Genomic DNA, 21,615 nt, shown 5'->3' with positions numbered 1-21,615 from the left:
GCCTCCAACCAACCCGCCGCCGCGGCTCACGCGGCGCCCTACCGCGCCACCAAGCTGCCCGACGTCAAGCTGTTGATGTGGGTGTTCCTGGCGTCCGACACCATGTTCTTCGGCTCGCTGATCGGCACCTACCTCGCCTACCGCAACCGTAGTCTCGTCGGCCCCTACCCGCAGGACCTGTTCGACATCCCCCTCACCACCGTGAGCACCTTCGTGCTCCTCATGTCGAGCTTCCTGATGGTGCTCAGCCTCCACGCGCTCAGGCAGAACGACCTGAGCAAGTTCAGGCTCTGGACGGTGGGCGTGGCCGTGTTCGGGGCCATCTTCTTGGGCTTCCAGGTCTACGAGTTCACGCACTTCGCGCACGCCGGCCTGAGCGTGCACCAGAACCTGTTCGGCACGACGTTCTTCATCCTGACGGGCACGCACGGCATACACGTGACGGTCGGGGTGATATGGCTCATCGGGCTGGTGATCGCGTCGTACAAGCGCCCGACCAGCGCCAAGGACGCCGTCTACCTGGAGATCGCGGGCCTCTACTGGCACTTCGTCGACATCGTGTGGATCGTGATCTTCACGGTCGTCTACCTCGTGGAATTCGTGTGAGCGGGGTCAGGGACTGATGGCAGACACCAAGCACTCCTCCGTTATGACTTACGTGATCGTCGCCCTTATCCTCGGCGTCATCACCTACATCGAGTTCGCCCTCGTCGAGTACCCGCAGGCGTGGCTCGGGCCCAGCTGGACGCTCTTCTGGCTCGTCACGCTGTCGGTGGTCAAGTTCGTGATGGTCGTCATGTTCTTCATGCACCTGAAGGACGACGACCGCACCTACTCGGGCTTCTTCTCCAGCGGCATGTTCATCGCCCTGGCCACCTTCGTGGGGCTGACGGCCATGTTCATCCTCCCCCGCGCCGTGGCGGCCACCAAGCCCGCCAACGCGGCCGCCGGCCAGGCGGCGCACGCCGAGGTGCCCGAGGCGCTGCTCGAGAACGTGCGCACCGGCGGCGCCTCGCGCACCCCGGCCCAGATCGCCGACACCCCGCGCCCGACCGACCGCAGCATCGAGATCGCCGCGCCCAAGGCAGGCAACGACGCCTCCACCTACAGCGTGACCATGCCGGAGACCGCCGCCGCCACCGCCGCCACGCAGCCAGGCGCGACCGAAGGGGAAGCGCCGCAGGCCGCAGCGGCCGCGACCGAGACGGCCGCGACGGAGACCGCCACGACGGAGACGGCCGAGACCGAGACGCCGCAGACCGAGACCGCCGCCGTCAGTTGGGACCCCGAGCACGGCACCGCCGTGTTCAACGCCAACTGCGCCGCCTGCCACCAGATGAACGGCCAGGGCATCCCCGCGGCGTTCCCGCCGCTCGCGGGCCACGCCGCCGAGGTGTACGCCCTGGACGGCGGCCGCAAGTACCTACTCGACACGGTCATCTTCGGCCTGCAGGGCCAGATCACGGTCAACGGCGGCACCTTCAACGGCGTCATGCCGGCCTGGGGTCACCTCGCCGACGGCGACATCGCCGACGCCCTCAACCACGCCCTCACCGCCTGGGGCGACGCGCCCGCCGGCTTCACGCCGTACGTGGCCGCCGACGTCGAGGCGCGCCGCGGCGACGGTCTGTCCGCCGCCGACGTGCACGCTCACCGCGAGGCGCTGGGCCTGAACTGACGCTCCACCCACCCCACCAACCGGCCGAGCACGGCGACACCCGCCGTGCTCGGTTTGGGTTTAGCATGGCACCACGCCCCACCGGCCCCGCGCGCCCAAGGCCACCCACAAGGCGGCGGCAGCGCGACCGCGCGAGAGGGACATCTGCGAGATGCTCTACCTGGACTGGCAACTGGAGCCCGTGCTCCTCGGCATCATCACGACGGCCGCCGTGGCCTACTACCTCTCGATCGGACCCCTGCGCAGCCGCATAGCCCCCGGCGAGCCCTACCCCACGCGCCACGCTGTCGTCTTCGGGGTCGGGCTGCTCGCCCTGTTCCTCAACGAGGGGTCGCCGCTCCACGACCTGGCGGAACGGTACCTGTTGTCGGCGCACATGGTGCAGCACCTGCTGCTCACCTACGCCATCGCGCCCATCATCCTCGCCGGCACGCCGAAGTGGCTACTGCGCGCGTCGCTCGCCAACCGCCGCATGCTGCCCGTCATGAGGGTGGTCCTCCACCCCCTCACCACGTTCGCGGTGTTCACGCTGGTCATGTCCGTGTACCACCTCCCGCCCGTCTACGACCTGGCCCTCACCAACACGTCGCTTCACCACACGGTGCACGTCATCATCCTCTTCGCGGCCCTCATGGTCTGGTGGCCGGTCATGAGCCCCATCGCGGAGCTGCCGCGACCACCGTTCATCGTGCGCGCCGCCTACCTGTTCCTGCTGCCGGTGGCGCAGTGGCCCATCTTCGCGGGCATCACGTTCTCGCCCGAGCCGCTCTACGCCGCCTACGCCAACATGCCCACCCGCGCCTTCGGGCTGGCCGTGCTGGAGGACCAGCAGATCGGCGGGGTGATCATGAAGGTGGCGGGGGTGGCGGCGTTCGGCATCCCGTTCGTGGTGACGTTCCTGCAGTGGTTCTCGAGCGAGGACAAGGGGTTCGTGTGGGGCTCGCACACGCGCGGCCGCCCGTGAGCGCCACGCGCTCCCTGCCGGCCGGGCTCGAGGCGATCGCCTTCGACTGGGGCGGCGTCTTCACCGAGGGGACCTTCGATTCCACCGCGCACGCCCGCCTGGCGGAGCTGCACGGCCTGCCCGCGGCGGCGGTGGAGCCTCACTACCTGCGCCTCATGGAGGAGTTCGAGCTGGGCCTCATCGACCTGCCCGAGTTCCACGCGCGCTTCCAGGCGGCGGTTGGGGGCCCGTCGAACCTGACCGAGTTCCGCGCCACCTTCCTCGGCGCCGTGCGTGAGCGGGCGGCCATGTACGACCTGCTCGCCTCCCTGCCGGCGGACCTCACCGTGGGCGTGCTCTCGAACAACGTGCCGGAGCTCTGCGACCTGGTGCGCGACGACCCGCGCATGCGCCGCGTGAACGCCTTCGTGTTCTCCAACGAGATCCACGCCCGCAAGCCGGACCCGGCCGCCTACGCGGCCCTGAGCGCCGCGCTGAACCTGCCGCCCTCGGCGATACTGTTCGTCGACGACAACCCCGTGAACGTGGCGGCCTGCCGCGAGCTTGGCTTCGTGGGCCTGCTGCTGGACGACATCCCCGGCTTCGCGGCGCGCTGGCGCGAGACCTTGCCGGACCTCCCACTCCCGGCGGCGTTCCCGCCAGCATGAGCCGACCGGACGACGACCGCGCGTACGTCGAGCAGGTGGGCGACGACCGCGCCCTGTGGGAGCCCACAGGCACCACGCCGAGGGCTTTCAGGCTCATCCAGGGCTACCTGTGGCACCCGCGTGGCGCCTCGCTCGACATGACGGCGCTGCTGCCCGCCACGCTCGGACCCGACGTCCACCTGCTCCTCGACGCCATGCCGTCGGCGCCGTTCGCGTTCTTCGACGACGGCACCCCCAGCGCCACGCAGGTCGTCTACCAGCTGACCGTCCTGGCCATCGTGCAGCCCGGCCACGACCCCGCCGAGTTCCTGCGCTCGGCCGCCGAGCGCCTCGAGACCCACCTGAACGCCACGCCGCAAGGCGTGGGCTGGCAGCTCATGAGCGACCTGCGCGAGGTCGATTGACCGGCGCGGGCGCCCTCTCGGCGGCGACCCCGGCTCAGCCGGCCGCGCGCGTCACGAGCGCCACGACGCGCTCCTCGACCGCCGGCGTCCACTCGCGCAGCGCGTAGGCGACCGGCCACATGCTGCCCTCGTCGAGCGCGGCCCCGTCGTTGAACCCCAGCGTGGAGTAGCGCACCTTGAACTTGGCGGAGGCCTGGAAGAAGAGCAGGACCTTCCCGTCCTTCGCGTAGGCCGGCATGCCGTACCAGGTGCGCGGCGTGAGGCCGGGGGCGTGCGCCGTTACCACCCCGTGCACCTTCTCGGCCAGCGCGCGGTCGCGCGCCTCCATCTCGGCGACCTTGGCGAGGAGCTCCTTCTCGCCGTCGTCCTTCGCGCCGCGCTTGGCGCGGCGCGCCTCCTGCTTGAGCTCCAGCGCCCGCTCCTTCATGGCCGCGAGCTCCTCGGCGCTGAACCGGCCCTCGGCCTGTTCCGCCCCGTCCGCCCCCTTCTTGGTGGCCTTGCGTGTCGGACCCTTCCCAGCCATGCGCACCTCCGGACCGTCGCTCCCGTCCGGACGGACGCCCTCCGGCGCCGCGAGCGCCCGACGTGGGTGACCGGCTAGAGCAGTATGGCACGGGCTCGGCGCCCCACCGCCGCCATGTCACACGGGCGCGCGGGGCGTCCTGGCCGATGACGCGCTACGGCTCGGTCGCAGTTACCGTCCTCAGGAAGTGCGGCACGAGCGCCGCCTCGAACTGCGCCCCAGCCTGCCGCTCGAGCTCCCGGACCGCCTCGTCGTGACTCCAGGCGCGCTTGTAGGGTCGTTCGCTGGTGAGCGCGTCGTACACGTCGACGAGGCTGAACATCCTGGCCAAGAGCGGGATGGCCTCCCCGCGAAGGCGCTCCGGGTAGCCGGTACCGTCCCACCGCTCGTGGTGGCTCAGCACCACCTGGCGCGTCCCGCTAGGGAGGAACGGGATGTCCCGCAGCATCTCCGCTCCGAAGAGCGTGTGGCGGCGGATGACCGCGAACTCGTCCTCGGTCAGCCGTCCCGGCTTCAGGAGGATGGCGTCGGGCACGGCCAGCTTGCCCAGGTCGTGCAGGTAGGCGCCCCACACGAGCGCGCGCTGTTCCTCGGCGTCCAGGTCCATGGCGGCCGCGAAGCGCCGCGACAGGGCGACCACGCGGTCAGTGTGACCGTGCGTCTCGAGGTCGCGGTGCTCGAGCGCGACGCCGAGCGCGCGGAAGGTGGCCTCGCGCGTCGCCTTGATCTCGTCCAGGTGCTGCACGCGCTCGAAGGCGTTCTCGAGGCGCTTCACGAAGGTGCCGGCGATCCGCACGGCGTTGTCGTCCAGGGCGGCGCGCCGGTCGAGGGTGGCGAACGCCAACGTGTGCGTGACGCGCCCCCCGATGCGCACGGGGAGGGCCAGCATGCTGCGCACGCCGGTGGCGAGGTAGGGCGCGTGGTGGGAGGGCCACGCCGGGTAGTCGTCGACGTAGAGCGGCTCGCCCGTCGCCGCCACGCGCCCGTTGATGCCGGCGCCCACCGGCTGCGGCGCCTCGAGCGTGGCGGTCAGCGCGGGGGTGGTGACGCCGCGGAGGTGCGTGAAGTGGAGTTCGCCGCCGCGCACCTCGGTGAACATGGCAGTGTCGAACCGGAACACCTCGAGCAGGTGCTGCAGCCCGAACTCGATGAGTTCGGCGATGTCGTCGAGGCCTTCGATGCCGGCGCTGAACTCGGCGAGCGCCTTGTACTCGGAGCCGAGGCGCTCAAGCTTCGCGCGCTTGTCGCGCAGGGTGCGCTGCATGTCGACGTGCTCGAAGAGCGCTGCCAGCTCGATCGCGAAGAGCTGAACGTACCGGCGCGCGCGCTCGTCGAACGCGGTGCCGTCCCCCGCGCCGTAGAGGCAGAGATACGAACTGGTCGCGCCGTCCACCACGACCGGCACGCACATGGCGATCGCGGTTGGGGTCGTCGCCGGGTCGTGAGGCTCGCCGCCCAACCCGGCCGCCAGGTCGAGGTACGCGCCCGTGAGCGCGCCCTCCAGCGAGGCGTGTGGCGCCGCGCCGACACCGGCCACGACGCGGTATAGCCCGTCATCCGAGCGGAGCCACAGGGCGGCGCCCCGCGCTCCCGGCGCCACCTTGAGGACCGCCTGCAGGGCCCGCTCGTAGAAGTCGCCCTCCAACCGGCGCCGCACGACGTGCCCCAGGAAGTCCGACAGCGCCCCTCCGAACGCCGCCTCGTGCCGCAGCCGTTCCGCTTCGCGCGCGTCCTGGGTCACCTCGAGCGCCAGCCCGACGACGCCTACGACGGCGCCGTCGCCCCCCAGCAGCGGCGAGAGGCTCACCTTGAAGTCGCGCCCGGCGACGCTCACCAGGAGGTTCGCCTCGCTGCCTGCCAACGCCCGCGAGTAGGCGGCCAACGCCGAGGCGTCGATGCCGAACGCGTGGGCGATCAGCCGTATCGACCCGCCGGGGCGGATCGCGCGGGCCAGCTCTGGCGGCACCAGGCTGCCGCCGTTGAAGGCCGTCAGGCGCAGGCGCGTGTCGACGGTCCAGGTGGCCGCCGGGAGCTGTTCGAGCACCCCCTCGCTGCTCACGCTGACGTGCAGCGCGGAGTCCACTTCGTCCTCTCTCCTCCAGCGGCGCCCCCGACCGGTGTCGCCGGGTCCGCGACCGCGTGGGTCCCGTGTCACGCGGCCGCCCGGGCCGCCGAGCCCCCGGTCTCGCTGCACAGGGTATACGACGCCCGGGCGCGCGGCGGACGCTTTCTCCACACCGGCGCGCCGCGACGCCTCACTCCGGACCGCCGCGGCGCGCCGTGGGTCCGGCCGCGCGGGCCCCTAGAGGGGGATGTTGCCGTGCTTCTTGAACGGCAGGGCGACTTCCTTGTTGGCAAGCATCCGCAGGCTGGCGATGAGCCGGCGCCGCGTGTCCTTCGGGTCGATGACGTCGTCGATGTAGCCGCGTTCGGCCGCCACGTACGGGTTGTCGAAGCGGCGCTTGTACTCGGCGATGCGCGCCGCGCGCGTGCCCGCCGGGTCCTTGGACTGCTGGATGTCGCGCCGGTAGATGATGTTGGCCGCGCCCTCGGCGCCCATGACGGCGACGGCGCCGGTGGGCCACGCCAGCACCACGTCGGCGCCCATGTCGCGCGAGTTCATGGCCAGGTACGCCCCGCCGTAGCTCTTGCGCACGATGAGGGTGACCTTCGGGACGGTGGCCTCCGCGTAGGCGTACAGCATCTTGGCGCCGTGCCGGATGATGCCGGCGTGCTCCTGGGCGACACCCGGCATGAAGCCGCTCACGTCGACGAAGGTGACGATCGGCACGTTGAAGGCGTCGCAGGTGCGGATGAAGCGCGCGGCCTTGTCCGACGCGTCGATGTCGAGCGTGCCGGCCAGGTGCCGCGGGTTGTTGGCCACCACGCCCACGGCCTGCCCACCAAGGTGCGCGAAGCCCACGATGATGTTCTTGGCGTAGTCGGGTTGGATCTCGAGGAAGCGGCGGTCGTCGACCACCCCCTTGACCACGTCGTGCATGGGGTAGGGCCGCCGCTGGTCGGGATGGACCACGGCCAGCAGTTCGGGCGTCTCGCGGCCGTCCGGGTCCTGCGTGGGGCGCAGCGGCGGCTTCTCCCGCGCCGACTGCGGCAGGTAGGCGAGCAGCTCGCGCACGGCGCGGAGCACCTCGGCGTCGTCGGCGCACTCGAGGTGCGCGACCCCGGAGAGCCTGGCGTGCACGTCGGCGCCGCCGAGCGCCTCCAGCGTCACGTCCTCCTTGGTGACCGACTTGATCACCTCGGGTCCGGTGATGAACATGTATGACGTCGCGCGGGTCATGAGCACGAAGTCCGTCATGGCGGGGCTATAGACCGCGCCTCCGGCGCACGGACCGAGGATGGCCGAGACCTGCGGCACGACGCCCGAGTAGCGGGCGTTGCGGAAGAACACGTCGCCGTAGCCCGACAGCGAATCGACGCCCTCCTGGATGCGGGCCCCGGCCGAGTCGTTCAGGCCCACGATGGGGGCGCCCGTGCGGACCGCCAGGTCCATCACGTTGGCGATCTTCTGGCCGTGCATCTTGCCGAGGCTGCCGCCCAGGACGGTGAAGTCCTGCGAGAACACGAAGACGGTGCGGCCGTTGACCGTTCCGTGCCCCGTGACCACGCCCTCGCCGGGCGCCGCCACGCCGTCCATCAGGTCGCCGCCGCGGTGCGCGACGAACACACCGAGTTCCACGAAGCTGCCCTCGTCGAGCAGCGCCGTCACGCGCTCGCGCGCCGTCAACCTGCCCCCCTGGCGCTGCTTGGCGAGCCGCGCTTCGCCGCCCCCCGCCTCGACCCGCTTGCGCCTCTCTTCCATCTCGGCGGTGAGCTCGTTCATCCAGGTGATGGTGTCGTCGGCCACGCGGTGGTCCCTTCCTGCCTCTCGCTGGCGGCCAGGATACCGCGGCCCCGACGCAAGCGCTCGCGCGCGCCTGCGGGCGCGCCTGCGGGCGCGCCTGCGGGCGCGCCGGCCGCGACCGCCGCGCCGTCGCTAGTCCGCGCCGACCAGCGGCGAGGTCACGACCCGCAGCTCGTCGGGGCCGATGAAGCCCTGGAGCCGGGCGAGCTGCTCGCGGAAGGCGAGGTCGTCGCCGTGGGCAGCGACGTCGAGCAGGACGCGCTCCTCGGCCTGGAGGCGCCCCACGTCCGCCTCGAGCCGGGCGACGTCGCGGCGCAGCACGAGCATCCGGTCGCTCTCGACCCAGTTGAGGTAAAGGAGCTGTAGGACCCCCACGGTCGCCACGATCACGATGACGAGGTTGAGCCTGGCGCGCCGGGGCGCCGCGCCGTGATCGGCCCCCGCCGGGTCGTCCGCCGGGTTCGCCCGCCGCCCGCCGGGGCCGGCCTGGCTAGCTGCCGCCTCCGCCCACCGTCCGTCGGGGCCGGCTTGGCTGGCGCCCTCGGTCACGCGCGCACTTCGCGCATGGCGAGCGCCTCGCGCAGGAAGCGGGCGGCGTCCTCCGGCATGGTCGGGTTGACGAAGTAGCCCGTGCCCCAGTCGAAGCCCGCCTGGTTGGTCAGGCGCGGCAGCAGCTCGATGTGCCAGTGGTAGTCGGGGCGCCCCTCCTCCACCACCATGTGGAGCATGAGGTTGTATGGCGGGGCGTCGAGTGCGTCGTTGAAGGCGCTCACGAGGGCCTGCAGGAGCTCCGCCAGCGCCGGCAGGGTGTTGGCGGCCACGGCGGCGTAGGAGCTCGCGTGGTGACGCGGCAGGACCCACGTCTCGAAGGGCGTCTTGGCGGCGAACGGCGCGATGGCCACGTAGGCGTCGTTCTGCGTCACGACCCGCTGCCGCTCGGCCAGCTCGCGCTCCAACACCTGACAGAACAGGCACCGGCCGTGGTCGCGGTGGTACTCGGCCGCCACCGCCACCTCCTCCTCGACCCAGCGGTTGGTGACAGGCACGGCGAGGAGCTGCGAGTGAGGGTGGTCGTAGGCGGCCCCCGCCGCCCGGCCGACGCTGCGCGTTATCTGCACGTGAGCGATGCCGGGCCGGGCCGCCGCCACGGCCACGCGTTCCCGGAAGAACCGCAGCACCTCGGTCAGGTGCTCGGCTGGCATGGTCTCGAGCCGCTGGCGCGCGTCGGGGTGCTCGACGATTATCTCGTGGTAGCCGTACGCCGCCGCCTGCTTGAACAGCTCGTCCCCCGCGTCGGTCACCGTGGGCCTGGCGCTCACCAGGTGCGCTGGGTGAGTCAGCGCGCGGACGCGCCAGTCGGGCCCGCCCGCCTGCGAGGAGGCCGGACGGACGGCCGCTATCTCGGTGGCGGCCGCGTCGGCGCCCGGTGAGAGCCGCGACCGCTCGGGCGCTTGCGCCACGCTGCCGAAGTCCGAGGGCTCGAGCCCCCGCTCCGGCGAGAGCAGCACCCAGGCGCGCCCGAATGGATCCTTGCGGAAGAACGGCATGGAACTAGAGTCTAATCCGCCGTGGCCGCCCGGCGGCGTTACCAAGTTCATCCGCGGAGCGGCGGAACCTCAGCCGAACAGTCCGGGCTGGAGCGCCGCCTCCTCGGCCGCCCCCGGCAGGGCCGTGACCTCGCGGAACTCGAGGCCCAGGGCGCCGAGGCGGTTGAGGGCGGGCGCGGTGACTGCGGGCGCCGCCAGCACGCCCCTGACCTCGCCGGGGTACTTCGCGCGCACGCTCGCCACGTACCGCTCCAGCTGGTGGACGGCCTCGTGGTTGGCCTTGCCGCGCTTGAGCTCGACGACCACCAGCCGCCCCTCGCGGTCGCGCGCGAACAGGTCGATGCCGCCCACCTCGGTGGGGAGCTCGAGCTCGAGCACCTCCAGCCCGGGTTCGATCACGCTCGGGTCGCGCGCGAGGGCGCGCTGCATGTCGGCCTCGCTGCCCATCAGCACGAAGGCGCCGTTCTCCTCCAGCACGAACGCGGCCGCGAGGGCCGGCGCCTGGAACGCGATGCGCACGAACTCGGGGGGGTTGAAGCGCTCCGCCACCAGCACGGCCCAACCGTCCTCGAGCGAGGTGCGCACGTCGTCGGTCTGCGGCTGCCAGTTGACGGGCTTCACGCCGCGCGGCCCCTGCACCTGCACGCTGCCGTCGGCCTTGAGGAGGACGAGGTAGTCGCCGGCCTCGGCCACGCTGGCGGCGCGGCCGCTGTAGAGGACCTCGCAGGCGCCCACCACCTGCACGAGTTCCGCGCCGGTGCGCAGGTGCGCGTCGAGGAAGTCGACCAGTTCCTCGGGGGTCGGGTCTGTGATGAGGTCCCGGATCACGCGGGCAAGTCTATCAACGCCCGGCGGACCCCGCCGCCTTGGGTAGACTCGCCCTCATGGCACTGATAGGCGCTCACGTCTCGACCGCCGGCGGCCCCTACACAGCGTTCGACCGCGGCGCGGCTATCGGTTGCACGGCCGTGCAGATCTTCGTGAAGAGCCCCAACCAGTGGCGGGCCAAGGCGCTCCACGAGACCGACGTGGCGCGGTTCGTGACCGCCCACGCCGAGCACGCCTGGCCCGTCACGGCGCACGCCGCCTACCTCATCAACCTCGCCTCCAGCGACGAGGGCGTGCAGGAGAAGTCGCGCGCGGGCCTCGCCGACGAGCTGAGCCGTTGCGGCGCCCTGGGAGTGGGCGCGCTGGTGTTCCACCCCGGGGCGCACCTGGGGGCGGGGCTCGAGGCCGGCACCGAGCTGGTGGCGCGCAACCTGGACGCGGTGCTGGCTAGCACGGCGGGCGTCGCCACCATGGTGCTGCTGGAGAACACCGCCGGGCAGGGCACCACCCTGGGCGCGCGCTTCGAGGAGCTCGGCCGCATGCTCGAGCTGCTCGACCAGCGTGAGCGCGTTGGCGTCTGCCTCGACACCTGCCACGCCTTCGCGGCGGGTTACGACGTGAGCACGGAGGAGGGGTACGAGGCGACGCTCGAGGAGTTCGACCGCCACATCGGGTTGGAGCGGCTCCTGTGCGTGCACCTGAACGACTCCAAGCATCCGCTCGGCTCGAGGAAGGACCGGCACGAGAGCATCGGCGCGGGCGAGATCGGCGCGGCCTGTTTCGCGCGCATCGTCAACGACGTGCGGCTCGCTTCCGTCCCGAAGATCCTCGAGACGCCCATGGGCGACGACGACCAGGGCCACGCCCGCGACATGGCCACGCTCCGTTCCTTCCTCACGAGGTGATCTTCATGACCGACACGCAGGCAACCGCCGCCCCGACGGCCGAGGCCGCCGCCGCGTTCCGCGCCGCGCTCGCCGACACCCTCACCCGCAACTACCGCATGGTCGCCCAGCTGGCCGCGGGCGTGCCCGAGGACGCCGCCTTGCGGCCGCTCGTGCCGGGCGGCAGCCACATGAACTGGTTGGTGGGTCACCTCGTGGCCAACCGCGACGAGATGCTGCGGACCATGGGCCGCGACCCGGTGCGCGCGGAGGCCGACGACGAGGCGTTCGGGTACGGCAGCGACGCGGCGGGCGCCGCGACCCGCCCGCTTACGGAGCAGCTGAGGGATTACGACCTCGCCAACCCCCCGCTGCAGCAGGCCGTCGCGGAGCTGACGCCCGGCCTGCTTGCCTCCTCGGCCGGCAAGCGCAGCGTGCAGGAGCGCCTGGCGTTCCTCGCGTGGCACGAGACGTACCACCTCGGTCAGCTCATGCTCTACCGCCGCGCTGCCGGCCTGGAGAGCCCGATCGGCTGAGGCCTAGCGCGCCCGCGGCGGGGTCAGTCCGCCAGGTGCCAGGCGCCGTCCTTTATCTGGGCCACCACGTAGGCCCTGGCGTCGAGCCCCTGGTGGTCGGTGCCGGTGAAGTCGAACACCCCGCCCACGCCGACGAACGGGCCCATCCCCTCGAGGGCGTCGCGCAGCGCCAGGCGCTTGACCACGATGTCCTTCGTCGCGAGGGCGCCCCGCTCCTGAGCGAAGTCGCCGGCGTGCGCCAGCGCCATGACGGCGTCGTAGGCGTGACCGCCGAACGTCGTCACGCTCTCGCCGGGGTACGCGGCCTCGTACTGGCGCGCGTAGGCGAGGGCCACGTCGCGCGTGGGCGCGTTGGCGGCCAGGTCGGCGGCGACGAGCAGGGGTCCGACCGCGAGGCGGACGCCCTCGGCGGCGGGGCCAGCCAGCTCGATGAAGCGGTCGTTGCCCACCCCGTGGCTGACGTAGATGTCGCCCCCGAAGCCCCGGTCGCGCAGCTCGCGCACCATGCGGGCGGAGTCGTCGACGATGCCCCACACCAGCACGACCTGCGGCCGCGACAGGATGGCGGCGAGCGCGGGCGCCGTGTAGGAGCTGGCGCCGGAGTCGTAGCGCACCGCCTGGTCCAGGTGGATGCCGCTTCCGGGCAGCAGCAGCTGCAGCTCGACGAGGCCGCTCTCGCCGAACGCGTCGCTTAGTCCCAGGAACGCCATGTCCGTCACGCCGCGGGCCTGCATGTCGGCGACCACGCCCTGCAGGATCAGGCTGTCGGGCGGGGTGGTGGAGAAGACCCAGCGCCGCGACTCGGCCGGGTTGGCGATGGGCGCGGCGGCGGCGAGGCTGATGAGGGGCACGCGGGCGGCCTGCATGGGCGCCACGACGGCCAGCGACGCCTCCGAGCGGGTGCAGCAGATGATGGCGTCGACCTCGTTCTTGGCGAGCAGGTCGGTGACGAGCTCGACGGCGGTCGCCACGTCGGAGCCGTCGTCGAGGACCTCCAGCTCGAGCCGCACTCCGCTCCTGCCCTCCAGGCTGCTCGCCAGCATGGCGAGCGTGTGCGCCTCGCTGGCGCCGAGGGCGGCGGAGGGGCCGGTGCTTGAGACGACGGCGCCGATGCGCAGGACGCCCTCTTGGGCGAGGGCCAGGCCGTGACCGGCGGAGGCGGGGGTGATGAGGGCCCAGGCGACCAGGGCCAGGGCGAGCAGCGAGAAGACGGTGGTGCGGCCGACGGTCTGGTGCATGGTTCCCTCCACGAGGCGAGTGCGAGCGAGTGGGCGAGCGGAGAGCACCGCCGGCCGTGGCTTGCCAGTCTACGGACTCTAGACCCGATGTTGCCACGAGACTACTACCCTGGTGGTGTGTGGAGCCACCTACCCGCCGGGGCGCCGGCGGCTCAGGGGTCGCCGCCGCCTTCCTCGCCGGTCAGGAACTGCTCGACGAGCTCCAGCGGCCCGCTCATGTCGTAGGCGTGGTAGAGCGCCGCCGCGTTCCTGACGGGGTCGCCGAAGAAGAACTTCTCGTACAGGTTCTGCCTGCCGCCGAAGGCGGAGATGGTCATGTCCCACGCCAGCCGGAAGAGCCTGAGGCGCTCCCCCGCGGCCAACGTGCCGGCCTGGAGGTACTTGTCGATGGCGTCGGCCATCGGGCCTGCGCGTTCGCCCTCGCTCGGCAGCATGATCATGCCGCTGGCGCCGAGGAGCTGCAGGATCTCCACCATGCGCGGGTACGCCTGCGGGAAGTAGGCGCGCGCCACGTCCATGGTGGCGCGGTCCGGGGTCATCGTGCCGTTGGCGTCGGGCGCGGCCCGCTCCTCCGCTCGCGTCAGGAGCGCCTTGAGGGTCTCGAGCACCACGACGAGCTCGGCCATCTTCTGCTGCACGTGCTGGAAGCGGGCGCTGCCGATGGCGCGGACGATCAGCTCCGCCACGCCGAGGAACGCCTGGGCCTTGACGATCTTGACGTTGAGCACCTGGTGCCCCATCTGGTAGGTGGCGTTGGTGGCGCCGTAGACGCCGGCGGCCAGCTCCGGGTCGCCCAACAGGAACACCCTGTCCCACGGCACCAGGACGTCGTCGAAGGTCACGAGGGCGTCGAGCTCGTCGAAGCGCGAGCCGAGCGGGTGGTCGACGCGGCTGCGGCGCGGCCACAGCGGCTCGCGCGCGATGAAGGTTAGGCCGGGGGTGGAGCACGGGACGGCGAAGGCGAGGGCGTAGCGCGCAGGGTCGTCGGCCACGGACGACCCCGGCGCCGGGAAGATGAGGAGCTCGTCGGCCAGCGGCAGCGTGGCGAGCATCCGCGCGCCGCGCACGACCACGCCCTCGCCCGTCTCGCGCACGACCCCGAGCGCGATGTACGGGTCAGGCAGCTGCCCCTTCGGCACGGCGCGGTTCACCTGCGGGTCGGTGAGGGCGTGGGTGAGCGAGAGGTCGTGATCGCGGACGTGCGCGAAGAAGCGCCGCACGTTGGCGCCGTAGCGCTCGTCGCCCCGCGCGAAGTAGGCGGCGGCACGCGCGCACGCCATCAGGTTGACGTTGAGGTAGTCGGGGCTGCGGCCGATGAAGCCGAGGGAGTGGCGCGCCCAGGTGCGGTGCATCCGCGAGCGGCGCCGCAGGTCGGCGACGCTGGTCGGCTCGACGAAGCTCATGCCCACGCGCTCGCCTCCCTCGCGCACGAACGTCATGGCGTCTTGGAGGTCGGGCCTGACCTGGAGGTCGTAGAGCTCGGCGATGGCGCGCGCGGCCGCGCTGGTGGCCGGGTGCGCGGCCGGGTCGAGGACGCGCGCGCCGTCGACGTACAGGTTGGGGGGCGCCCGCCTCAGCCCGTCGAGGAACTGTTCGCCGTCGCGCACCGCCATGCGTGCCTCCGCCGGCCCGCGCTCAGATCGGAGCCGCGAGCGCCCGCGGGGCCGCCGCCAGCCCGTACAGGAGCCGCACCGTGGCCGCCGCGCCCTGTTCGAGCGCCGCCACCCGGAAGAACTCGTTGGGGGCGTGCAGGCCGTTGTCGGGCTCGCCGAAGGCGTAGTACAGGCACCAGGTGCCGAGGACGCTGCCGAACTGCTCGGCCACCGGCACGGTGCCGCCCGTGAAGACGGGGAACGGCGCGGTGCCGTAGACGGCCTCCATGGCCGCCCCCGCGATGGCGAGGACCGGGTGGTCGAGGGGCATCAGGTAGGCGCGTGCCTTCCCGGGCAGGGGCGTGACCTTCACGGTCACGCCCGCCGGGGCGTGACGCTCTATGTGTTCCGTCAGGGCGCGCACCACGCGGTCGGGGTCCTGGCCCGCCACGAGCCGGCAGGTGATCTTGGCGTGCGCCTCCTTGGGGAGCACGGTCTTGATGCCGCCGCCCTGGTAGCCGCCCCACATGCCGTTCACCTCGAGGGTGGGCCGCAGCCAGCGGCGCTCGGCGGGGGTGTAGGCGGGGTCGCCCCACCACCCCGTCAGGCCCAGGTCGCCCGGGTCGTCATCGTCCGTCGGCACGGCGGCCGCGGCGCGCCGCAGGGCGGGGCCGGGCTCCTCCACCCCGTCGAGGAAGCCGTCGACGAGCACGCGGCCCTGCTCGTCCTGCATGGAGGAGAGGACGTGCGCCAGCGCCATGATGGGGTTGGCCACCGCGCCGCCGTACATGCCAGAGTGCAGGTCGGCATTGGCGCCCGTGACGGTCACCTCCACGCCCGCGAGCCCGCGCGACCCCACCGTCAGCGACGGCACGCCGACCCCGAAGATGCCGCCGTCGGCGCTGATGGCCAGGTCGGCACGGAGCGCGTCAGCGTGGTCGGCGAGGAAGCGGGGGAGGTTGGGGCTGCCCACCTCCTCCTCGCCCTCGATGAGGAACGTGACGTTCACGGGCGGCGTGCCGTTGGGCACCGCAGCGGCCGCCACGGCGTGCAGCGCGATGAGCACGCCGGCCTTGTCGTCGCTGGCGCCCCGCCCGTAGATGCGACCGTCGCGGACCCGCGGCTCGAACGGCGGTGACTCCCAGAGCTCGAGCGGCTCGGGCGGCTGCACGTCGTAGTGACCGTAGATGATCACGGTGGGCGCGCTGGGGTCGTGATGCCAGCGGCCAAGCACGACGGGGTGTCCCGCCGTGGGCACGACGCTCACCTCCGGCACGCCGGCGCGCCGCAGCCTGTCGGCCAGCCAGGCGGCGGCGTCGTCGATGTCGGGTCGGTGCGCCGGATCCGTGCTCACGCTGGGGATCGTCACGAACTCCATGAGGTCGGACGCCAGCGCCTCGCGCCCTGACGCCGCGGCCGCTAGGGCCCTCTCTACTGCCTCGCTCACGTGGGTCACCGCCTCCTGGTGTGGTGGTTGATCGTGCTCAACGCTACCAGACGGCGCTCGCCCGGCCCGAGCCGGGCGGGCGCTCAGCGGGGCTCGGCGGGCGGCGGGAGCCGGTGGTAGGCGCTGCGGAAGTAGAGGAGGGGCTCGCCGCCGAAGCGCCTGAGCGCCTCGACCCGCCCGACGAAGATGGTGTGGTCGCCGGCGCGGAGCGCGTCCTCGCGCCACAGCACGAGCTGCGCCACGGCGCCCCGCAGCACCGGGAAGCCGCTCAGCTCCTCGAACGGCGCCTCGGGGTTGGCCACGGGCCTGCCCGCGAACTGGTCGGAGAGGTGCGCCTGGCCCTCGCCCAGGATGCTCACGCCGAACCGCTCCGCCGCGAGGAGGGTGGCGTGGGCGCGGGCGCGGTGGTCGATGGAGACGGCCACGAGCGGCGGCTCGAGCGACACCGACATGAAGGCGCTCACGGTGATGCCGAACACCTCGGCGGGGGCACCGGCGCCGCGCGGGGCGGTCATCGTCACGACGGTGACGCCGGTCGCGAAGCTCCCGAGCGCCTCGCGGAAGGCGCGGTGGTCGAAGTCGCGGTGCTCGAAGTCGCGGTCCGTGCCCGGCAGGTCGGTGCCGGCGGGGCCGTGGTTCAGGTGAGCCGCTCGCGCGAGGTCGCCGGACCCGCGCGCGGCCTGGGAGATGGTGGTGTCGTTGGTCGCGTCCACTGCCCGTCAGCCTATCGGCTCGCGCTAGCGGTTGGAACTGTGTGAACACACAGTTCTGCCCCGATACCTGTGCCGAGCTACCATGTTGACGTGAGCGGCCCCGAGCACGTCACCGCTTCCCTCGCCGACCTGCTTGCCGACGCTACGCTGGGCCTCGCCCTCGTCGCCGGCCCGGCAGACGCGCGCTACAGCGCGCTCAGGTGGCCGGCGCGCGAGGCCGACCGGCCGTGGCTCGCCCCCGGCGACCTGCGGATCGTCGTCGCCGGCGGCGCCGACGACTTGGCCGGTCCCGCGCCCACCACCGAGCTCGAGCGCGCGCTGCGCCCACCGCCCGCCGTGCTCCTGTACGCCCTCACCCCCACGGAACGGAAGCTGCCGCCCAGCCTCGCGGGGCGCCCCCGGCTCGCGGGGCGCCTCCTCCCCGCCGGCACCGCGCTCGTGACGTCCCCGCCCGCGGTGGCGCCGGAGCTCGTGGCGAGAGCGGCCCTGCGCGCACTGGTGCGCGCCACGACCGGCGCCGGGCTGGCCCTGGGCGCCCCGCAGGCCCACCTCCTCGCCGGGCTCGAGGCGGCCAAGCCGGAGCGCGACCTCCTGGAGCGCCTCCACGACCTGACGGGGACGGACCTGGTCCTCCTCAGCGCCTGGGGCGACGTGGTGGCCCGGGCCGGCGCCGGGAACTGGCGTCCGCGCGCCGGCGCGGCCGGCGCTCCGCCCGTGGCCGCCTGGGGCGAGGGCGAGGTCAGGCTGGGAGGCCGCCCCGCTCTCCTGCTCCACGTCATGCAGGCGGGGCGCCGCCGCGGGACGCTGCTCGCCTTCGACGCGCCCGGCTGGGCCCGGCCGTGGCTCGAGCTCACCCGCACGCTCCTGGCCGCCGCCGCCGCCATGGCGGCGGCCGAGACGCGCGCCGAGACGGCCGGCGCCGGCGCGCTGCTGAGCGCGTGGCTGGCGGGCCCGGCCGGCGCGGAGCGCCTGGCGCCGCTGCTGGCCCGCGCGGGTTTCGGTGGCGGCGCCCCCTACCGCGTTGGCGTGGCCGAGGTCCCACGCGGGGGCGCGGGCGCGCAGGCGCACGCCCGGCCGGGCGCCGATGCCGCCGCCGAGCGCGTGCGCGAGGCCGTGGAGGAGTACTTCCGGCAGCGAGGCCTGAGCGCCCTGACCGGCGCAGCTTCCGATGCCGCTTCCGGCGCCGTGACCTGGCTTGCCGCCGCACCGGGCCAGGGCGCGGAGGCGGACACCGTCGGCACCGACCTGCTAGCCGCGACCCGGGCCGCGCTGGGAGCGCCCGCGGCCGCCGGCGCCGGGAGCGGCGCGCCAGGTCGCAGCGGGGTCAAAACCAGGGGCGCTGCCCCCGGCCAGGCCACGGTGCGCATCGGCCTGAGCCGAGCGCACACCGCTCTCGGGGCCGCGGCCCGGGCCGAGCGGGAGGCGCGCCTCGCCCTCGCCGGCGCGCCGGCCGGCGGCGTCGCCACTTTCGACGAGCTCGACCCGGTGGCCTGGCTCGTCGAGAGGCCCGCCGCCGACCTCGCGCTGGCGCGGGAGCGCGTCATCGGACCGCTGCTTGCCGCCGACCGCCACGGGAAGCTCATGGTCACCCTCGCCGCCTACCTGGCGGGACCGACCGACCCGGCCGCGCTGGCGGCGCGGCTGGGAGTGCACGTGAACACGCTGCGCAACCGCCTGAAGCGCATCGAGGAGCTCGTCGGCGCGCCGCTCGCCAACCCGGAGACTATCGCCCGCCTGTGGCTCGTCACGCGTCCACCGCCCTGAGCCGCGGACGGCGCTATAGTCGGGCCACACGACCCAGCGCGGGTGACCGGCCCCCGGGCGCGCGGGCGGGCGCGCCTGCCCGGCCGGTCCGCGCTCGACCCGAGCAGCGCGGAGGCCGCACGTGCGCGAGATCCCACCCGGCTACGAAGCGAGGCACGAGGTCCTGGTGACCCCCGCCATGACCGTCGACTTCGAGGACCGCGACGACCCGCGGCTCGGGCGCCTCCACCCCGTCTACGCCACCTACTGGCTCGCCAAGCACATGGAGCTGGTCAGCCGCAAGCTGCTCCTCCCCTTCCTCGAGGCGGGCGAGGAGAGCATCGGACACTCCGTGAACGTCAACCACCTGGCGTCGGCGCTGCCCGGCATGCGGGTGCGCCTCACCGCCCGCTGCCGCCGCCTCGAGACCAACAGGGTGCACGCGGACTGCCGCGCCGAGAGCGAGCTGGGGGACCTGGTGGGCGAGGGGGCGACGGTGCAGGTCGTGCTGAGCGCGACTCGGCTCGCCAGCGGCTTCGAGGGCCTCGCGGCGCGCTGGCGGGCGCACATCGCGCGGGCGCGGGAGGAGCGCTGAGCCGCGACCTGTGGCGCGACCTGTGGCGCTCGCTTAGGCTGCCCGGCGTGGCCGCCGTATAGTCGCGCCCAGGAGGTACCTCGGTGGGCACCGTTCATCTACTCGGCACGGGCGCGGCCCTGTCGGACAAGCACAGGACCACGACCATGCTGGCCCTGGAGGGGAGCGCGACGTTGCTGCTGGTCGACTGCGGCGGCGACGCGGCCCACCGGCTCCTGGCGCACGACCTCGACCTCGGGCGGGTCACCGGACTGGTCGTGACCCACGAGCACGCCGACCACGTCGGCGGTTTCGCGCTCCTCATGGAGCGGCTGTGGCTGGCCGGGCACAGGCGCGAGTTCCACGTCTACGGCATCCCCACGGCGCTGGAGCAGGCCCGGCGCGTGCACGACGCCTTCGACACCTCGACCTGGCCGAGCTACCCGCGACTCGTCTACCACGAGGTGGCTGCCGAGGCGGGCGCGCCGGTGGTCGCCACGCCCGACTTCGTCGTCACGGCGGTGCCGGGGGCTCACGCCGTGCCCTCCATCGGCCTCAAGGTCAGGGACCTAGTTGGCGGCGGAGTGCTCACCTACTCGGGCGACACGGAGCGCTCCGCGCTCGTCGAGGCCGAGGCGCGCGGCTGCGACCTGCTGGTCCACGAGGCCAGCGGCGCCTTCCCCGGGCACTCCTCGCCAGCGGACGCCGCCGCCGTGGCGGCCGCCGCCGGCACGAAGCGCCTGGTGCTCGTCCACCTGCCGCCGCTGCCCGACGGCGGCGCGGCCTACCTCGCCGCGGCCAGGCCGGTCTTCGCCGCCACCGAGCTGGGCAACGACGGCGCCGTGTACTCGTTCTGAGGGTGGTGGGTCGCGTGACCGGCGGCCCGCCGCGCGGTGGCCTCTCCGTGGAGCTTCAGTAACCGGCGCCGGGCACGAGTTCGCCCGCGCCGCCTGCGCGGGCACGCTCCTCGCGCAGCGCCTCCAGCGCCAGCAGGCTCAGGCGTCCCACGGCCGTCAAGCGCGGTTCGGCGAGGGCGGCCGGCACGTCCCAGTAGTCGAAGCCGGCCCCCTCCGTGAGCGTCAGGCGCTCCAGCGGCTCGTCCACCGCGGCGAGGTAGACGTGGAAGCGACCGCCCCAGCCGTCGTAGACGACGAGCGGCCGGTAGTGCCGCACGCCGAAACCGATCTCCTCGCGCACCTCGCGCAGCATCCCCGCCACCGGCGTCTCGCCCTCGTCCAGGCCGCCGCCGAACAGCGACCACATGCCGGGCGCCTCGATGCCGGGCTTGTCGTCGCGCAGCTGCAGGAGCACGCGCCCGTCGGGGTGCAGCAGCACGGCGCCGGCCAGGGAGCGGCGCCCGTCGGGCAACCGGTGGTCCGGGTCGACGGCCACCCCGTGTCGGGTGCCTGTGGCGCGACCAGTCACAACGCCTCCAGGTAGGTGTAGCCCACCAGCTCGCGGTCGTACGTCTGCAGGAGTTCCTCTACCTCCGCGTCGCTCAGCGCCCCCGCCGCCCGCAGCTCCGCCGCCCGGCGCGACACCGCCGCGTGTAGCTCGGGCGTCTCGTAGCCCATGTTGTGGATCACGCGCCGCGCCTTCTGGCCCTCGACGTACAGCTCGACCTCGGCCCCGCCGTGACCCAGGCGCACGTGCGCCTCGTTCACGCGCCCGAACAGGTTGTGGGCGTTGGCGAGCACGTCCTGGTAGGCGCCCGTGAGGAACACGCCCAGGTAGTAGGGCTCCCCCGGCCGCAGGTCGTGGACCGGCAGGGTGGTGCGCACGTCGCGCAGGTCGATGAAGCGGTCGATCTTGCCGTCGGAATCGCAGCTGATGTCTACCAGCGTGGCGTCGCGCGTGGGCTTCTCGCCGAGGCGCTGCAGGGGCACGATCGGGAAGAGCGTCTTGATGGCCCAGTGGTCGGGCAGGCTCTGGAACAGCGAGAAGTTCACCACGTACTTGTCGGCCAGCATCTGCGGCAGGAGCTCGAACTCCTCCGGCACGTAGTCGAGCCCGCTCACCACCTTGGCCACCCGCTGCAGGATGCGGTTGTAGTGCTGCTCGAAGTGCGCCCGCTCGAGCAGGCTCAGGTAGCCGAGGTCGAAGAGGCTATGCATCGTCTCCTTGTTGGCGACCGCCTCGTTGAAGACCTCGCGGTACGTCTTGACGGTCACGGGCGCGTCGAGCTCCTGCATGTCGCGCAGCAGCGCGTGCACCTCGCCCGTGAGGGGCGGCAGGTCGACGGGCGCGCGCGTGGGACCGATGGCGTCGACCACCGGCACCACCACCACCGAGTGGTGGGCGGTGAGGGCGCGCCCGGACTCGGTCACGATGATCGGGTGCGCCACCTCCCACTCCTGGCACGACTCCATGACGGTGTAGACGACGGTGTCGGCGTACTCGCGCAGCCCGTAGTTGGCGGAGGTGTAGTAGGT

At 73.0% G+C, this 21,615-nt stretch carries 22 protein-coding genes; 10 read left to right on the top strand and 12 right to left on the bottom strand.

Going from position 1 to position 21,615, the window contains the following annotated elements:
* Positions 1 to 75 precede the first annotated feature (75 nt).
* The 5 genes from H3C53_05990 (at position 76) to H3C53_05970 (ending at position 3,693) form a co-directional block, all read left to right on the top strand.
* Entirely contained in the window at positions 76 to 606 is a 531-nt protein-coding gene (locus H3C53_05990) for a cytochrome c oxidase subunit 3 (protein MBW7916220.1), read from the top strand.
* A 16-nt stretch (positions 607 to 622) separates the two neighbouring features.
* Positions 623 to 1,678 (top strand): cytochrome c, encoded by a 1,056-nt coding sequence (locus H3C53_05985; protein ID MBW7916219.1) that lies wholly within the window; start codon positions 623 to 625, stop codon positions 1,676 to 1,678.
* A gap of 151 nt (positions 1,679 to 1,829) precedes the next feature.
* Positions 1,830 to 2,642, top strand: a complete 813-nt coding sequence (locus tag H3C53_05980; protein MBW7916218.1) for a cytochrome c oxidase assembly protein — start codon at positions 1,830 to 1,832, stop codon at positions 2,640 to 2,642.
* Positions 2,639 to 3,289, top strand: a complete 651-nt coding sequence (locus tag H3C53_05975; GenBank protein ID MBW7916217.1) for an HAD-IA family hydrolase — start codon at positions 2,639 to 2,641, stop codon at positions 3,287 to 3,289. The genes H3C53_05980 and H3C53_05975 overlap by 4 nt, the downstream gene beginning before the upstream one ends.
* The gene (locus H3C53_05970; GenBank protein ID MBW7916216.1) at positions 3,286 to 3,693 is read left to right on the top strand and encodes a DUF3208 family protein; all 408 of its coding nucleotides are present in this window, start codon (positions 3,286 to 3,288) and stop codon (positions 3,691 to 3,693) included. The genes H3C53_05975 and H3C53_05970 overlap by 4 nt, the downstream gene beginning before the upstream one ends.
* 34 nt (positions 3,694 to 3,727) lie before the next feature.
* On the opposite strand, the gene H3C53_05965 is transcribed toward H3C53_05970, so the two are convergent.
* From H3C53_05965 to nucS, 6 genes are all read right to left on the bottom strand, one after another.
* Entirely contained in the window at positions 3,728 to 4,216 is a 489-nt protein-coding gene (locus tag H3C53_05965; GenBank protein MBW7916215.1) for a hypothetical protein, read from the bottom strand.
* Positions 4,217 to 4,370: 154 nt separating this feature from the next.
* The gene (locus H3C53_05960; protein ID MBW7916214.1) at positions 4,371 to 6,299 is read right to left on the bottom strand and encodes a GAF domain-containing protein; all 1,929 of its coding nucleotides are present in this window, start codon (positions 6,297 to 6,299) and stop codon (positions 4,371 to 4,373) included.
* A 219-nt stretch (positions 6,300 to 6,518) separates the two neighbouring features.
* Entirely contained in the window at positions 6,519 to 8,060 is a 1,542-nt protein-coding gene (locus tag H3C53_05955; GenBank protein ID MBW7916213.1) for an acyl-CoA carboxylase subunit beta, read from the bottom strand.
* A gap of 153 nt (positions 8,061 to 8,213) precedes the next feature.
* A complete protein-coding gene (locus tag H3C53_05950; protein MBW7916212.1) occupies positions 8,214 to 8,630 on the bottom strand; it encodes a hypothetical protein in 417 nt (138 codons plus the stop codon).
* A complete protein-coding gene (locus tag H3C53_05945; protein MBW7916211.1) occupies positions 8,627 to 9,628 on the bottom strand; it encodes a DUF4921 family protein in 1,002 nt (333 codons plus the stop codon). The genes H3C53_05950 and H3C53_05945 overlap by 4 nt, the downstream gene beginning before the upstream one ends.
* Positions 9,629 to 9,697: 69 nt before the next feature.
* Positions 9,698 to 10,456 carry an endonuclease NucS gene (gene nucS / locus H3C53_05940; protein ID MBW7916210.1) on the bottom strand — a complete coding sequence of 253 codons (759 nt, stop codon included), beginning with the start codon at positions 10,454 to 10,456 and terminating at the stop codon, positions 9,698 to 9,700.
* Positions 10,457 to 10,512: 56 nt separating this feature from the next.
* Between nucS and H3C53_05935 the strand changes: the two genes are divergently transcribed.
* Together H3C53_05935 and H3C53_05930 are read left to right on the top strand one after the other, a co-directional pair.
* Positions 10,513 to 11,361 (top strand): deoxyribonuclease IV, encoded by an 849-nt coding sequence (locus H3C53_05935; GenBank protein ID MBW7916209.1) that lies wholly within the window; start codon positions 10,513 to 10,515, stop codon positions 11,359 to 11,361.
* 5 nt (positions 11,362 to 11,366) lie between these two features.
* A complete protein-coding gene (locus H3C53_05930; GenBank protein ID MBW7916208.1) occupies positions 11,367 to 11,876 on the top strand; it encodes a DinB family protein in 510 nt (169 codons plus the stop codon).
* A gap of 23 nt (positions 11,877 to 11,899) precedes the next feature.
* Here H3C53_05930 and H3C53_05925 read toward each other — a convergent pair whose 3' ends face one another.
* From H3C53_05925 to H3C53_05910, 4 genes are all read right to left on the bottom strand, one after another.
* Positions 11,900 to 13,114 carry an ABC transporter substrate-binding protein gene (locus H3C53_05925; protein MBW7916207.1) on the bottom strand — a complete coding sequence of 405 codons (1,215 nt, stop codon included), beginning with the start codon at positions 13,112 to 13,114 and terminating at the stop codon, positions 11,900 to 11,902.
* A 152-nt stretch (positions 13,115 to 13,266) separates the two neighbouring features.
* Complete coding sequence (hpaB, locus tag H3C53_05920) at positions 13,267 to 14,727, bottom strand: 4-hydroxyphenylacetate 3-monooxygenase, oxygenase component (protein MBW7916206.1); 1,461 nt, start codon at positions 14,725 to 14,727, stop codon at positions 13,267 to 13,269.
* Between the two features lie 22 nt (positions 14,728 to 14,749).
* A complete protein-coding gene (locus H3C53_05915) occupies positions 14,750 to 16,153 on the bottom strand; it encodes a dipeptidase (protein MBW7916205.1) in 1,404 nt (467 codons plus the stop codon).
* An 83-nt stretch (positions 16,154 to 16,236) separates the two neighbouring features.
* Positions 16,237 to 16,668, bottom strand: a complete 432-nt coding sequence (locus H3C53_05910) for a flavin reductase (GenBank protein ID MBW7916204.1) — start codon at positions 16,666 to 16,668, stop codon at positions 16,237 to 16,239.
* A gap of 288 nt (positions 16,669 to 16,956) precedes the next feature.
* Between H3C53_05910 and H3C53_05905 the strand changes: the two genes are divergently transcribed.
* The 3 genes from H3C53_05905 (at position 16,957) to H3C53_05895 (ending at position 20,040) form a co-directional block, all read left to right on the top strand.
* Entirely contained in the window at positions 16,957 to 18,630 is a 1,674-nt protein-coding gene (locus H3C53_05905; protein ID MBW7916203.1) for a helix-turn-helix domain-containing protein, read from the top strand.
* Between the two features lie 121 nt (positions 18,631 to 18,751).
* Positions 18,752 to 19,204: a thioesterase family protein gene (locus H3C53_05900; protein MBW7916202.1), complete on the top strand. Its 453-nt coding sequence runs from the start codon at positions 18,752 to 18,754 to the stop codon at positions 19,202 to 19,204.
* 83 nt (positions 19,205 to 19,287) lie between these two features.
* Positions 19,288 to 20,040 carry an MBL fold metallo-hydrolase gene (locus H3C53_05895; protein MBW7916201.1) on the top strand — a complete coding sequence of 251 codons (753 nt, stop codon included), beginning with the start codon at positions 19,288 to 19,290 and terminating at the stop codon, positions 20,038 to 20,040.
* 55 nt (positions 20,041 to 20,095) lie between these two features.
* Here the strand turns inward: H3C53_05895 and H3C53_05890 are convergent, their stop codons facing one another.
* The gene (locus H3C53_05890) at positions 20,096 to 20,608 is read right to left on the bottom strand and encodes an NUDIX domain-containing protein (protein MBW7916200.1); all 513 of its coding nucleotides are present in this window, start codon (positions 20,606 to 20,608) and stop codon (positions 20,096 to 20,098) included.
* A partial coding sequence (speA, locus tag H3C53_05885) for a biosynthetic arginine decarboxylase (protein MBW7916199.1) occupies positions 20,605 to 21,615 on the bottom strand: 1,011 nt, incomplete at its 5' end. The genes H3C53_05890 and speA, both read right to left, overlap by 4 nt.

The sequence above is a fragment of the Trueperaceae bacterium genome (assembly GCA_019454765.1).
Taxonomy (GTDB): domain Bacteria; phylum Deinococcota; class Deinococci; order Deinococcales; family Trueperaceae; genus JAAYYF01.
Note: the sequence above shows the minus strand (reverse complement) of the source record. Positions and strands in the feature narration are given on the sequence as shown.

Bases quoted from the DNA above. Each gene is read 5' to 3' on its own strand.
- H3C53_05990 (MBW7916220.1), top strand. From the start codon at position 76: ATGTGGGTGTTCCTGGCGTCCGACACCATGTTCTTCGGCTCGCTGATC.
- H3C53_05985 (MBW7916219.1), top strand. From the start codon at position 623: ATGGCAGACACCAAGCACTCCTCCGTTATGACTTACGTGATCGTCGCC.
- H3C53_05980 (MBW7916218.1), top strand. From the start codon at position 1,830: ATGCTCTACCTGGACTGGCAACTGGAGCCCGTGCTCCTCGGCATCATC.
- H3C53_05970 (MBW7916216.1), top strand. From the start codon at position 3,286: ATGAGCCGACCGGACGACGACCGCGCGTACGTCGAGCAGGTGGGCGAC.
- H3C53_05965 (MBW7916215.1), bottom strand. From the start codon at position 4,216: ATGGCTGGGAAGGGTCCGACACGCAAGGCCACCAAGAAGGGGGCGGAC.
- H3C53_05955 (MBW7916213.1), bottom strand. From the start codon at position 8,060: ATGAACGAGCTCACCGCCGAGATGGAAGAGAGGCGCAAGCGGGTCGAG.
- H3C53_05945 (MBW7916211.1), bottom strand. From the start codon at position 9,628: ATGCCGTTCTTCCGCAAGGATCCATTCGGGCGCGCCTGGGTGCTGCTC.
- H3C53_05935 (MBW7916209.1), top strand. From the start codon at position 10,513: ATGGCACTGATAGGCGCTCACGTCTCGACCGCCGGCGGCCCCTACACA.
- H3C53_05930 (MBW7916208.1), top strand. From the start codon at position 11,367: ATGACCGACACGCAGGCAACCGCCGCCCCGACGGCCGAGGCCGCCGCC.
- H3C53_05925 (MBW7916207.1), bottom strand. From the start codon at position 13,114: ATGCACCAGACCGTCGGCCGCACCACCGTCTTCTCGCTGCTCGCCCTG.
- hpaB (MBW7916206.1), bottom strand. From the start codon at position 14,727: ATGGCGGTGCGCGACGGCGAACAGTTCCTCGACGGGCTGAGGCGGGCG.
- H3C53_05910 (MBW7916204.1), bottom strand. From the start codon at position 16,668: ATGACCGCCCCGCGCGGCGCCGGTGCCCCCGCCGAGGTGTTCGGCATC.